The following is a 13,674-nucleotide window of genomic DNA, read 5'->3' as shown; positions in this document are numbered from 1 at the left end:
CGTCATGACGTCATCTTCTTCGCGCCGCGATTTCCTCAAGCGCGTTGCTGCGCTCACCGCCGCCGGGGCATTGCCGTCGTCGATCGGTCGCGCGCTGGCACTGCCAGCCAATGCGCGTACCGGTACGCTGCGCGATATCGAACATGTGGTGATCCTGATGCAGGAGAATCGCTCGTTCGATCATTACTTCGGCACGCTGCGCGGTGTGCGCGGGTTCGGCGATCCGCATGCACTGCAGTTGCGCGATGGTCAGCCGGTGTGGAGTCAGCCGGCGGCCGATGGGCGCCGACTGCTGCCGTTTGCCTTCGATGCGCAAACCACGAGCGCGCCGCTGATCAAAAGCCTGGATCATTCGTGGAAGGCCGGCCACGGGCAGGACCCGGCGCGCTGGGCCGAATACGACGCGTGGGTGCCCTACAAGGGCGAGTTGACGATGGGCTACTTCCAACGTCACGACATTCCGTACTACCACGCACTCGCCGATGCGTTCACCATCTGCGACGGCTACTTCTGCTCGATGCACGGGCCGACCAATCCCAATCGCATGTATCTGTTCACCGGCACCAGCGGGCTGAGTGTGGGCGATACCCGCGCGCAGGTGGCCGACAACGCCGATGACGGCAACTGGACCGCCGACATGGCGCGCGACAAACCCGGTTACGCGGCGATGGGTTGGACCACCTATGCGCAGCGCTTGCAGGCGGCCGGCATCGATTGGCGCGTGTATCAGGAATACGACAATTTCGGCTGCAACTCGTTGGCGTATTTTGCGCACTATCGAGGACTGGACACAGCCGACGAACGTTATCGCCGCGCGCGTGCCTGTGTGCCCGGATCCACCGCAGACAATGCAGCCAGCACCCAGGCTGACCACCTAATTGCCGCGATCGCTGCCGACGTGCAGAGCAATCGCTTGCCGCAGGTGTCGTGGATCATTCCGCCGACTGCATATTGCGAACATCCCGAAGCGCCGCCGGCTTACGGCGAATCGCTGGTGGCGCGGTTGATCGATGCGCTGACCTCCAATCCGCAGGTCTGGGCGAAAACAGCCTTGATCATCAATTACGACGAGAACGACGGCTTTTTCGACCATGTGCCGGCGCCATTGCCAGCGCTGGACGCGCGCATGGGTCGCAGCAATGTCGATGTGCGCGGCGAGGCCTACAACGGCGTGCCAGTGGGTCTGGGCATCCGCGTGCCGATGCTGGTGATTTCGCCATGGACGCGTGGCGGTTGGGTCAATTCGCAAGTGTTCGATCACACTTCGGTGCTGCGGTTGCTGGAACGTCGCTTCGGTGTGGCCGAGCCGAATATCAGCCCGTGGCGTCGCGCGGTCAGTGGCGATCTCACCAGTGTGTTCGATTTTCGCAAGCCGGACGATTCGGCGCTAAGCGCATTGCCGTCCATCGGCGACTACCGCGCACGCACGGCGGCGCTACGCAATAAGCCGTTGCCGGTGCCGCCGACCAACGCCGTCATGCCGCGACAAGAGCCCGGCCAACGCCCGGCGCGCGCGTTGCCATATGCCGTACAGGTGCACGCACGCGTGCAGGGCGATGGCGCGCTGCAGTTGCAGTTCGTCAACACAGGGACGGCTGCGGCGGCATTCAACGTCTACACCAGCGCGTCCACTGGCGGGCCTTGGTACTACACGGTATTACCTGGCACCCGGCTCGATGACGTTCCGATGGGCGCCGCGCACGACGGCGCATATGCGCTGCGCGTGCACGGGCCGAATGGATTTCTGCGCGAATTTGCCGGCGATCTGGCGACCACGCCGCAACCAGCGGCAGCACCATGGCTCGAAGCGCGCCAGGACGGCGGCACGCTGATCCTGGAGATCGGTAACGCCGGGCAACAGCCTTGCACGCTGCAACTGCGCGCGCTGGACTACGCAGATCCGATCCCGCGCGCGCTGCAACTTTCTGCAGGTCAGCGCCAGATCCTGCAGTTGCCGCTCGCCGCAAGCGATCACTGGTACGACGTGGTCGTCGAGCAACCGGGCGGCGCGTTCCGGCGGCGTCTGGCCGGCCATCTGGAAACCGGCAAGCCCAGTCGCAGCGATCCGGCGTTCGGTCGCGTCTGAGTGCGCCTGGCAGAGTGGCGGATATTGGCCCGGAACAGCGCCCTGCCGTATCGGGACGCGTACTGCGTGCAAGGGGCTGCAGGTCCAGCGTGGCGGCGCTGTTCGCTGCATCGCGCGCGTGACACCGGCACACAGCGGCCGATCTCCAGGTTGAACGCGCCGGCACCGCTGCCGGCCTCGACAAGTTCACCAGGATCCGAGGATCGGAAGCGCACAGCCTCAGCTTGGAGGGTCTAGAGGCTCAGATGGGGTGCGTAACGGCCGCGCGGCGGTCAGCAGGGAACAGGGCGTGCGCTGAAGCGCAGAGGGAAGGGGCGGGGAGCGGTTATGATGCGGTCCGGTTTCGCCGCGGCGTGCCGGCCCCTCCCCCAAGGAACTCTCAGCGCATGCGCATCCTGCTTGCTCGTCACGGCGAGACGCCGTGGAACGCCGAAGGCCGTTACCAGGGCCAGATCGATATTCCGCTGTCGCCGGTTGGCGAAGGCCAGGCACGTGCGTTGGGCGAGCGGCTGCAGGCGCTGCAGATCACCCGTGCGGTCGCCTCGCCGCTGTCGCGCGCGCAGGCCACTGCCAAGGCTGCATTGGGCGCATCGCGCGAAAGCCTGCTGCAGACCGATCCAGACCTGCAGGAAATTGCCCATGGGGAGTGGGAAGGCCTGCTGGCCAGCGAGATCAACGACAAGGACCCCGCGCGCCTGCGCGCCTGGCGCGAAGAGCCGGACACCGTGCTGATGCCGGGCGGCGAATCGCTGCGTCAGGTGCTGGACCGCAGCTGGCGCGGACTAACGCGCGCGGCCGATGGCCTGGGCGCCGACGACACCTTGCTGGTGGTCGCGCACGACGCGGTCAACCGCGTGATCCTGTGCAAGATCCTGGGCCTGCCGCTGTCCAAGCTGTGGAGCTTCCGCCAGGCCCCGACCACGCTCAACCTGCTCGAAGGCGACGACGTCGATCACCTGGAAGTGGTGCGCCTCAACGACTGCGCGCACCACACCCCGTTCTTTGGGGAAGCCAAGCATCGGGCGTTGTAGCTTTAGGAGCGACAGCGTTGCCCTCATGAAAGCTTGTTGCGGCGTTCTCGGTGCCCAGGCATGCGTGGTTTGTCTAGGTCAGGTGTATTGCCGCTTGCATCGCCCGTGGAATGTTGGCTGAGCCGAGTCCAGCTCTTCATTGTTCTGTTTTGTTCGGGTTATCTGATAATGCTTCCGAAGGGTTTTTTGGTGATGCCGAAGCCAAAGCTATTTGCGTTACTGAAAGTGGCTTCGATATTCGTGATCATGGGCCTCATTTTGCTGAGCCTGTTCACTGAATTCATCCCGGCCGAATTTCTACAGGGGCGTTACTGGAAGTGGCCCGCCTTAGTGGTCGGGATCCTGCTGGCTATGCTGCTTCGCAGGCGTAACCGTCGTCTCGGTTTGCCGCTCGAGCTTGATGGCGAAGGGAGGGTTACCAAGGTGGCCATGTTCTTCGGAATGCCGGTGATGATGGGATTTCTGTTTTGGTTGCTGTTGGCAAAAACCTTGCCTTGGCTATTGACGTTGACTTTTGGCAGTGAGTTTGAGGAGGCCTATGTCATGCAGACTTATTACCAGTCGAGTGCGGGATGTAAGTATCAGTTGCGAGGTGGGCCAGTGGAGCATGCATTTCCAAACTATCTGTGCATCAGTGAAGCGTCTTACCAGCGCTACCCTGATCAGCAGATTGCGGTGACATTGAACGGCCAGCGCTCACTCTTAGGCTTACGTGTCAGCAAAATCTACGGACCACAATAAGCAGCAAGGAAGCTTGCTTTCTCGTCACGCCCGTGCACGCCGCATGCCAGCTCCGTCAAATCAGTTCAGCTACGCTACGCAGAGCATCGGACAGTAAGCCGATTTTCTTGATGCATGGTGAAAGCGCGATAATGGCGGTTGCAAAACTCCAGGTAACCCCGTGACCACTCCCACCACACTCACCGACTGGCTCGCCTACATCGAGCAGCAACACCCCAGCAGCATTGCGATGGGGCTGGAGCGCGTGCGCGAGGTGGCTGCGCGGCTGCAGATCGAGGCGCCGGCCAAGCATGTCATCGTTGTGGGCGGCACCAACGGCAAGGGCTCGACGGTGGCTTTTGTCGAGGCGATCGGCCGCGCCGCTGGGTGGAAGGTGGGGGCGTACACGTCGCCGCATCTGCTGCGTTACAACGAGCGTGTGCGCATTGATGGTGTCGATGCGAGCGATGCCGCGCTGGTCGCCGCACTTGCGGCAGTGGAGGCGGCACGTGGCACGACGCCGCTGACCTATTTCGAGTACGGCACGCTGGCGGCGCTGTGGTTGTTTCAGCGGTCCGAACTTGACCTGGCGGTGCTGGAAATCGGCCTGGGTGGGCGCCTGGATGCGGTCAACCTCATCGATTCGGATGTGGCGGTAATCACCACCGTGGATATCGACCACACCGACTGGCTAGGCGAGGACCGAGAGGCGATCGGTGCCGAGAAGGCGGGCATCATCCGCGCGTGGAAGCCGGTGGTGCTGGGCGAGATCGACCCGCCCTCCAGCGTGCTGCGCCGCGCCTACCAACTTGGTGCCAACGCGATCCGCGCCGGCAGCGATTATTTCTTCGAGCCGATCGACGCACAGCATTGGCGCTGGCGCGATGTGGCGGTGCGCCTGGAGCTGCCGATGCCGGCATTGCAGGCCCCCGTGCAACTAGCCAACGCTGCCGCGGCCATCGCTGCGCTGCAGGCCTTGCCGGTGGAGCTGCCGCAAACGGCATGGGCGCTGGGCATCGCCGATGCCCAGGTGGCGGGGCGCCTGCAGCGCAGCGACGTTGCAGGCGTGGAAGTGTTGCTGGATGTTGGGCATAACCCGCAGGCCGCGCGCGCGCTGGCGCAGGCGCTAGGCGCGCAGCCAATTGCCGGCAGCACGCATGCGATCTACGCGGCGCTGGCAGACAAGGACGTCTCGGCGGTGGTGGAGGCAGTCGCCGCGCAGGTCGATCATTGGGCATTGGCCGGCTTGGAAGGCACGCGTGGCCAGTCTGCACAGGCTCTGCGGCAGCGCCTGCAAGACACGGTTGCTGCGCAGGCGCCATGCCATGACACCGTCGCCGGCGCCGTGCATGCGGTGCTCGCCATGGCCAACCCGGGCGACCGCGTGCTGGTGTTTGGCTCGTTTCATACCGTTGCCGACGCGCTGAACGCACTTCGTTCAGCCCACTAGGGTCGGCGAGGTGGCGCCGGCCTTATAATCGCCGCGGCACCCCGCCACGCCTGTAGCTCTCTTTACTGTGGACACTGCTCTGAAACAGCGACTGATTGGCGCCATCGTTCTGGTGGCGCTTGCCGTGATCTTCCTGCCGATGCTGGTCAAGGGCCCCGCGCCGTCCAGCGGTGTCGCCGATGTGCCGCTGGAGGCGCCTGCCGCGCCCGGCAATGGCGAGTTCGAAACCCGCGAATTGCCGCTGGTCACCCCTGGCAATGCGCCGGCGGGTGGTGCGCTGGGCATGGCGGGTGCCCCCAGCGCTCCGGCCGCGGTGCAGGACAACCCGGACGCAGCCGACCTGGCGAACCCCAGCAGCGCGCCGTCAGCTCCGGACGTGGCGGCCGGCAACTACGCGGTGAATTTTGGCGCGTATGCCACCAACGCCGATGCCGATGCGGTGATTGCGCGGCTTAAGCAGGCGCAGTTGCCCGGCTTCAGCGAGAAGACCCAGATCAATGGCCGCCCAGCCTGGCGCGTGCGCGTGGGGCCGTATGCCGATCAGGCGCAGGCCGAATCGGCCAGGCTGCAGGCAGTGAAGGTGCGCGGCGACGTCAATGCGCAGGTGGTGACGCTGGACGCCAATGCCGCCGCACCGGCGCCGGTTGCGACGCCAACGCCCGCGTCGGCTGCAAAACCCAGCAGCGTGGCCGCTGCCAGCGCGCCTGCTGCGCCCAAGATCGAAAGCCTGCCGCCGGAACCGGTCAAGCCGGTCGCCGCCGCTCCCAAGCCGGCCGAAGCGCCCAAACCGGCGCCGGCCAAGCCGGAAGTTGCCAAGGTAGAACCGACCAAGCCCGAGGCTGCGAAGCCCGTTGCCGCCGCACCCACCGTGCCGGCGGCCCCTGCCGCGAGCGGCGTCGGGTTTGCCGTGCAGCTCGGCGCGTTCGGCCGCGCCGAAGACGCCAATGCCCTGCGCGACCGTGTGCGCGCTGCCGGCTTCAGCGCCTTTGTCGAACAGGTCCGTACCGACAAGGGCGCGCTCAACCGCGTGCGCGTCGGCCCGGTCGCCAACCGTGGCGATGCCGAGCAGTTGCGCGCGCAGGTCGCGGCCAAGGTCGGCATTTCCGGCATGGTGCGTCCGCATCCTTGAGATGACCTCAACGCGTCGCGTCCCCGCCAGGCGAGCGCGGCAGTGGTGCGAATCGGTGGGAGCGACGCGTCCCGTCCACGTGTTGTAGGCACCGCAGTGGCGGATGATCAGCGCTGGCATCTTTCGGCCATACCCGCAATTTCGACAGCCTCACGCCCACGGAGGGGAAGGCAATGATCAGCAAGCCACGTTGGACCGGCCCATGCGCCGAGCGGAGAAGTCGCCAATGATCGACATGGTGCTGGGCGTCATCATTCTGGTGTCGGCCCTGTTGGGCTTGCTGCGCGGCTTTGTCGCCATCGTGGTCGGCACCTTGTCGTGGTTGCTGGCGGGCTGGGCCACATTTCTGTTTGGCGGCGCGGCCGCGCGTTGGCTGGCCGATGGCAAGCATCCGTCGGCCACTGAGTCGTTTGGTGGCTACGCCATGGTGTTTGTGGGTGTGCTGATCAGCGTGGCGGTGATCGGCATGGTCATTCGCGCCGGCGTGGATGCGGTCAAACTCGGCGGGACCGACCGCATGCTCGGGTTCGGTCTGGGCGTGGTGCGTGGCGGGTTTCTGGCCAGTGTGCTGGTGCTGCTGATGGGGTTTACGCCATTGCCGCGTGAGCCGGCGTGGCGGCAATCGGTACTGTTGCCGATCCTGCAGCCCGGCGCCGGCTGGATGCGAGCGCAACTGCCGGCCTGGCGCATGCCGTCGATGGACATGCCATCCATGGAACTCGGCAACTTGCCCACGGAGTTGGGGAAGTTGCCCTCGACAGGCGATAATACCGACCTGGGCAAAATGCTGTCCGGGTCCGGCTTGAGCGACACCGTGTCGCGGGCGCTCGGTAAACCTGGCAAACCCGGCAATGCCGCCAGCGACGGACGCGATCCGGCGCAGGCGATGCCGGCCAATATCGATCCGGCGCAGGTTCGCGGCGGAGAAAGCGACCCGGCTCGGGTCGAATCCCAAGGCCAGGCACGGCCACCTTCACAGTAACGGCGCAAGCCGCAGCGGAGAACGCGCACCATGTGTGGCATCGTCGGTATTGTCGGCAACCAAAACGTCGCCGGGCAACTTTATGACGGCCTGACCGTCCTGCAGCATCGTGGGCAGGACGCCGCAGGCATCGCCACCGCCGACGGCACGCGCTTGCGCGTGCAAAAAGCCAATGGCCTGGTGCGAGATGTCTTCGACGAAAAGAAGATGGCGGTGCTGGAAGGCCGCGTCGGCATCGCGCATTGCCGCTACCCGACCGCAGGCTCGGAAGGCATGGACGAGGCGCAGCCGTTCTACGTCAATTCGCCCTACGGCATCGCGCTGGCGCACAACGGCAACCTGATCAACACCGAGGCGTTGCGCCAGCAGGTGTTCGAAGCCGACCGCCGCAACATCAACACCGATTCGGACAGCGAAGTGCTGCTGAACGTGTTCGCCTACGAACTGGACGCACAGCGCATGCTGACTCCCGAGGCGGCGATCCGCGCGGTGGCCGGCGTGCACCGTCGTTGCAAGGGTGGCTACGCGGTAGTGAGCGTGGTGCTGGGTCTGGGCCTGGTGGCGTTCCGCGACCCGCACGGCATCCGTCCGCTGGTGCTGGGCAAGCGCGAGCACGCCGAAGGTACCGAATACATCGTGTCCTCCGAATCGGCTGCGCTGGACATCCTCGGCTACCAGCGCGTGCGCGACGTGCGTCCCGGCGAGGCGATGGTGATCACTGCGCGCGGCGAGCTGTTCTCGGAAGTCTGCGCAGCCCCGACCATCAATGCGCCGTGCATCTTCGAGTACGTGTACTTCGCGCGTCCCGATTCGATGATCGACAACATCTCGGTGCACAAGGCGCGCATGCGCATGGGCCTGAAGCTGGGCGAAAAGATCCTGCGCCTGCGCCCGGATCACGACATCGACACCATCATTCCGATCCCGGACACCTCGCGCGATGTGGCGCTGGAAATGTCCAACGTGCTCGGCGTGAAGTACCGCGAAGGCTTCGTCAAAAATCGCTACGTGGGCCGCACCTTCATCATGCCGGGGCAGGGCGAGCGGCAGAAATCGGTGCGTCGCAAGCTCAACCCGATCCACCTGGAATTCCGCAACCGCGTGGTGCTGCTGGTGGACGATTCCATCGTGCGCGGCACCACCAGCCGGCAGATCGTGCAGATGGCGCGCGATGCCGGCGCGCGGAAGGTGTATCTGGCCTCGGCCGCGCCGCCGGTGCGCTATCCCAACATCTACGGCATCGACATGCCGGCCGCCGAAGAACTCATCGCGCATGGCCGCAGCGAGCTGGAAATTCAGGAGTTTCTCGGCTGCGACTGGCTGATCTACCAGGACCTGGAAGATCTGGAAGTGGCGGTGCGCGAAGGCAACCCGGACATCAAGCAGTTCGATTCCTCGTGCTTCAACGGCGAGTACATCACTGGCATCGAACCGGGCTATTTCGAACGCATCCAGCAACTGCGCTCGGACGATGCCAAGAAGCGTCGCCGCGCCTGAACTGCTGCGTCGCCGCGGCCACCTGACCGTGGTCGCTGCCGGGGTGGCAGCGCTGCTGGCGGGCTGCGCCGCCGATGAGGCTGCGGCGATCCGCACGCTGGACGACCCGCGTTTGCGCAACGGGCAGGTGCCTGTTGCGCTGAGCACCACCTTGGACATGCAATTGGATTGGCAGCAACAGGCCGCGCTGGACCCCGCATTCGCCACGCCTGCCGGCGCGCAGCGGCTGGATCTAGCCGGCGCCACGCGCGTGGGCGAGTCACTTGTTGTCGTGCGCCTGCGCGCAGCGGCAGCCGCAGGCGCGCCGCCAGCGGGTTTGGCGGAATGGACGTACGCGGTGGATTGCCGCAGCGACCAGGCGCGTTTGCTCGGGGCAGGAATCGGTGTTGGTGCGGGTGGTCCGGGCGCGCTGCCGTCATCGGTGCCAGCGCCTGCGCAGGCCGATCGCACCCGTCTGTTCGCGCTGGTGTGTGCCAAACGCACCGCCTGCGAGTTGCGGATCAAGGCAAACGCCTGCGAACGGGTGCGTGCCGCATCGCTCGCGGCACTGGGTCAGCAACAGGTGCGGCAGGCGCCGTGATCACCGATCTGTTCGACGCCGCACGCGCCTGCCTGGATGCTGCCGATCCGCTGCAAAAAGTCGCGTTGACGCAACAATACGCCGCCGCGTTTCGCGATGGCGAGCTGCGGTTGAATGCGGCCGCGCCAGCACCTGCGCCGATCTGCATGCCGGGCCGGCCGGCCACACCGGCACTGGTGCATCCGCGCGAGTTGCCGCGGCGGGGACTGGGGACAGTGGAAGGGCGCGCGGCCTTCATCCATGCGATTGCGCATATCGAACTCAATGCGATCGATCTGGCCTGGGATGCGGCCTATCGCTTCCGCGGCCTGCCCGATGCGTTCTATGCCGATTGGGTGGCGGTGGCCGACGACGAATCCCGCCACTTCCTGCTGCTGCGCGCGCGCCTGCAGGCGCATGGACACGATTACGGCGACTTTGCCGCGCATAACGGGCTGTGGGAAATGTGCGAGAAAACCGCGCATGACGGTCTGGCGCGCATGGCGCTGGTGCCGCGGGTGCTGGAAGCGCGCGGCCTGGACGTGACACCGGCGATGATCGTCAAATTGCGCTCGCTCGGTGATGCCGCCACGGCCGAGGTACTGGAGACCATCCTGCGCGAGGAAGTGGCGCACGTCGCGGCCGGCTCGCGCTGGTACCGCTGGTATTGCGCGCAGGCCGGTATCGAACCACGGGCGCGCTTCAAGGCGTTGCTGCGCGAATACGCCGGCGGCTACCTGCATGGCCCGTTCAATCTGCAGGCACGGCTGCTTGCCGGTTTCGACGAAGACGAGCTGGCCGATCTGGTGGAGCAGGCTGGCTGAGTAAGCGGGTTGATCGTGCTGTTGTGGAGCGGAACACGCGCATGCCTGGTCGGGCACTGGCCGCAGAGTGGTGCGGTACGTGCGCTTGGCGTCATCGGAACTTCGCAAGCTGCGCTGGTCGATGCCGTAGTGCCTTCACCAGTCGGAAGGCACGCAGTGAATCCATTCCTGCCGCCGCCGTTTTTCCCGCAGGCAATGAGTACATCGCGTCGGAGCCTTGGCCGACTGTGCGATTGAAAACCAGACACACCGACCATCACGGCGTGTCCCGCGATGGTGGGCGGGCAAGGGCCCTGCAGATAAAACGCAGATCAAGCGCTCCGCAACCGACCCAGTCAAAGCACCCAAGCTTCCTAAGACAACGGAGAGCTCCATGGATGGATGCACGGCGTGTCCCGCGATGGTGGGCGGGCAAGGGCCCTGCAGATAAAACGCAGATCAAGCGCTCCGCAACCGACCCAGTCAAAGCACCCAAGCTTCCTAAGACAACGGAGAGCTCCATGGATGGATGCACGGCGTGTCCCGCGATGGTGGGCGGGCAAGGGCCCTGCAGATAAAACGCAGATCAAGCACTCCGTAACCGACCCAGTCAAAGCACCCAGGCTTCCCAAGACAGCGGAGAGCTCCATGGATGGATGCACGGCGTGTCCCGTGATGGTGGGCGGCCAAGGGCCCTGCAGATAAAGCGCAGATCAAGCGCTCCGCAACCGACCCAGTCAAAGCACCCAAGCTTCCCAAGAAACCGAGAACCCCCCTCGCTGTTAGAGCGGCTGACAAAACGCCGCGAGCGAGAGGCCGATGGCTGCAGAAGGCGCACCCAGAACCGGCATCCCGCATGTCCGCGTCATACAGGCAAAGCCGAACAACACCGACACCCGGCTGATCGACACGTAGTGGTGTGCTACCGGCTCTCAGTCTGTCGATGCACCTGCGTGAACCGGCTGACTCTCGCCGCCGCGATATCCGGGGTGCGGCACAACGCACGCGCATCACCGCCACCCCGGGTGACCGGAACTGTGCGCTACGTCGTTGCGCAGGCGCGCCGGAATCGCATCCAGTCATCGGCAAGCATCACAGAAATGTAATTTTCTTTTGCAACAACTTGCATTCGGTACATTCAGGCGCGCCCTAATGGCGTCCCGGGGACAGGGGCCCGGTGTTTCGCACCCGTTGCTTCCATGTCTTAGGAGAGAGAGACGATGAAGTCGAAGTCGATGTGCACCACAGTGGGTCTGATCGCCATGTGCCTGGCCGGATCGGCTGCCGCTGCCGGCAAGCCGCTGTATCAAACCGGTCCGGCACTCAGCCGCGGCGCCGCGGCAACCGCTACCGCAGAACCCTCGTTGCAACGCCTGTTGAGCGCCCCGTCCACCACCAACGCACAGGTGGTGCAGCTCGACGCCGGTGCAGTGGTTGCCGGTGAAAAACTGCTGGAACTGCAGCTGGATGGCCAGACCATCACCGCCACGCAGGCCAAGGTGGATGCGTTGGAAGGCGGCGATAGCGTGTGGTACGGCAACCTCGGCCCGCGTGCCGGCACCCGTGCACGCACCTTGTCGGGCGTGGATCCGCTGAACTCGGCCATCCTGGTGCGTAGCGGCGACACCGTCACCGGCACCATTCGCTATGCCGGCAAGCTGTATCGCCTGCGTCCACTGGCCGATGGCCGCCATGTGCTGGTGCAGGTCGACGAGCAGCGCATGCCGCAGGAGCATCCGGCCGAATACAGCCTGCTGCCCAAGTTCGACATGCCTGGCGATGGGCGCGTGACCGCGGCGGCCGCCTCATCCGGCAGCCCGGCCACCATCCGTGTGCTGGTCGTGGCCACCAACAAGGCGGTAACCGCGTACGGCGGCAACATGCAGTCGCTGGTGCAACTGGCGGTGGCCGAAGCCAACCAGGGCTACATCAACAGCAATGTCGGCATCACCTTGCAGCTGGCGCGGTACGAGACCACCAGCTACACCGAAACCGGCAACTTCACCACCGACCTGCAGCGCTTCCGCGTCACCAATGACGGTTACATGGACAGCATCCACACCAGCCGCAACACCTACACGGCCGATGTGGGGGTGATCGTGCTGGACAACAGCAGCTACTGCGGCTTGGCCTCGGGCATCGGCTCCACGGCCGCCAGCGCCTTCGCATCTGTGTACTGGGATTGCGCCACTGGCTACTACAGCTTTGCGCATGAAATCGGGCATTTGCAGAGTGCCCGCCACGATTCCACCAACGACCCGAGCACCTCGCCATACGCCTACGGTCACGGCTATCGCTACGGCAACAGCTGGCGCACCATCATGGCCTACGACTGCACCAGCGGCTGCCCCCGGCTGAACTACTGGTCCAACCCCAACATCAGCTACAACGGCGTGCCCATGGGCAATGCCAGCACCGCCGACAATCAGCGCGTGCTGGTCAACACCAAGGCCACGATCGCCGGCTTCCGCTGATCTTTGCGGCTTTCGCCGATTCCTTGTGTGATTGCGATGGCCCGGCACCGAGAGGTGTCGGGCCATTGCGCTACACCCGAGCGCGGTGATCGCGCAGACTAGACGCACCGTCGGCACCTGCCGGCCACGTCCCGTCAGCGGAGCACTCATGTCCATGTCCTCGCGTTATGCGCTGCTGTGCCTGGCCGCGCTGGCAGTTGCCGGATGCAAACAGCAACCGGCCGAGCCCGCCGCCACTCCACCCAAGCCCGCAGTTGCGGCGCCAGCGCCGACCACCGAAAACGCTGCCGAAGCGCGTGCGTTGCAGGTACTCGAAACGCGCTTGCAGAGCGACAAGGTGTACCCGGACAACTGCATCAGCATCATGGCCGAACAAGACGATCCGCCATCGCCGGACGTGTTTGAATTTGCCGTGCACGAACGCCACGGCGACGGCTGCCCAGGCGACCCGCAGACCAGCCCGGTGCGTGACCGCTTCCGCGTCCAGGCCGACGGCACGCTGTTCTGGTACGACGTGGTCAATGCGGATTTCGTCGACTATGCCGAGCGTGCGCGCAGCATGCAGTGACGCGTTGAAGTGGTTTGGTCAGGCAGGAGTGCGCGCCCGCGTTGGGTCGCCGCCGAGCGCTGAGAATTGAGGATTTCCGCACCAAAGCGCGCTATTGCTAGCGGCATCGGTTGTCGATGAGCGTTGCCAAGTGCGGCCCTTCAACAGCGCGATTCATCGATATGTCCGATGCCGGGTGGACTCGCTGCGACACTCGGATTGAAATGCAGAACGCGCGCGCTGCGTCGTTTTGAGCGCGCTCTTCATTGGCTGGCCTTACCGAACGTCCTTGCCGGTATCCGGTGGCACGCTGTCTTGCTTGCGAAGCGTGAGTCACGATTGGCCTGCGATGCGGATAGCAGCGGCGACGCGCGCGCAACCGGCGGCGTCAGGGCT

The 13,674-nt window shown here is 65.0% G+C and carries 11 protein-coding genes; all 11 read left to right on the top strand.

Going from position 1 to position 13,674, the window contains the following annotated elements; all coding sequences use genetic code 11:
- Positions 1 to 4 precede the first annotated feature (4 nt).
- Positions 5 to 2,086: a phospholipase C, phosphocholine-specific gene (locus tag RQH86_RS06395; protein WP_311239720.1), complete on the top strand. Its 2,082-nt coding sequence runs from the start codon at positions 5 to 7 to the stop codon at positions 2,084 to 2,086.
- Between the two features lie 386 nt (positions 2,087 to 2,472).
- The gene (locus RQH86_RS06390; RefSeq protein ID WP_055846033.1) at positions 2,473 to 3,117 is read left to right on the top strand and encodes a histidine phosphatase family protein; all 645 of its coding nucleotides are present in this window, start codon (positions 2,473 to 2,475) and stop codon (positions 3,115 to 3,117) included.
- Between the two features lie 168 nt (positions 3,118 to 3,285).
- Positions 3,286 to 3,858, top strand: coding sequence for a hypothetical protein (locus RQH86_RS06385; RefSeq protein ID WP_311239719.1), 573 nt, complete (start codon positions 3,286 to 3,288; stop codon positions 3,856 to 3,858).
- Between the two features lie 160 nt (positions 3,859 to 4,018).
- Positions 4,019 to 5,287, top strand: a complete 1,269-nt coding sequence (gene folC, locus RQH86_RS06380) for a bifunctional tetrahydrofolate synthase/dihydrofolate synthase (RefSeq protein ID WP_311239718.1) — start codon at positions 4,019 to 4,021, stop codon at positions 5,285 to 5,287.
- Positions 5,288 to 5,354: 67 nt separating this feature from the next.
- On the top strand, positions 5,355 to 6,416 hold the full coding sequence (locus tag RQH86_RS06375) for an SPOR domain-containing protein (RefSeq protein WP_311239717.1): 1,062 nt from the start codon (positions 5,355 to 5,357) through the stop codon (positions 6,414 to 6,416).
- Positions 6,417 to 6,642: 226 nt separating this feature from the next.
- Positions 6,643 to 7,398 carry a CvpA family protein gene (locus tag RQH86_RS06370; RefSeq protein WP_115527219.1) on the top strand — a complete coding sequence of 252 codons (756 nt, stop codon included), beginning with the start codon at positions 6,643 to 6,645 and terminating at the stop codon, positions 7,396 to 7,398.
- A 30-nt stretch (positions 7,399 to 7,428) separates the two neighbouring features.
- Entirely contained in the window at positions 7,429 to 8,895 is a 1,467-nt protein-coding gene (gene purF / locus RQH86_RS06365; protein ID WP_055846019.1) for an amidophosphoribosyltransferase, read from the top strand.
- Positions 8,870 to 9,475 carry a hypothetical protein gene (locus RQH86_RS06360; protein WP_311239716.1) on the top strand — a complete coding sequence of 202 codons (606 nt, stop codon included), beginning with the start codon at positions 8,870 to 8,872 and terminating at the stop codon, positions 9,473 to 9,475. The genes purF and RQH86_RS06360 overlap by 26 nt, the downstream gene beginning before the upstream one ends.
- Positions 9,472 to 10,278 carry a ferritin-like domain-containing protein gene (locus tag RQH86_RS06355; RefSeq protein ID WP_311239715.1) on the top strand — a complete coding sequence of 269 codons (807 nt, stop codon included), beginning with the start codon at positions 9,472 to 9,474 and terminating at the stop codon, positions 10,276 to 10,278. The genes RQH86_RS06360 and RQH86_RS06355 overlap by 4 nt, the downstream gene beginning before the upstream one ends.
- Before the next feature lie 1,199 nt (positions 10,279 to 11,477).
- The gene (locus RQH86_RS06350) at positions 11,478 to 12,731 is read left to right on the top strand and encodes a zinc-dependent metalloprotease (protein ID WP_055846011.1); all 1,254 of its coding nucleotides are present in this window, start codon (positions 11,478 to 11,480) and stop codon (positions 12,729 to 12,731) included.
- A gap of 148 nt (positions 12,732 to 12,879) precedes the next feature.
- The gene (locus RQH86_RS06345) at positions 12,880 to 13,299 is read left to right on the top strand and encodes a hypothetical protein (protein WP_115512385.1); all 420 of its coding nucleotides are present in this window, start codon (positions 12,880 to 12,882) and stop codon (positions 13,297 to 13,299) included.
- Positions 13,300 to 13,674: the final 375 nt, after the last annotated feature.

Source organism: Xanthomonas sp. WCS2018Noco2-27 (genome assembly GCF_031843525.1).
Lineage (GTDB): Bacteria > Pseudomonadota > Gammaproteobacteria > Xanthomonadales > Xanthomonadaceae > Xanthomonas.
This window is presented reverse-complemented; position numbering and strand designations above follow the sequence as displayed.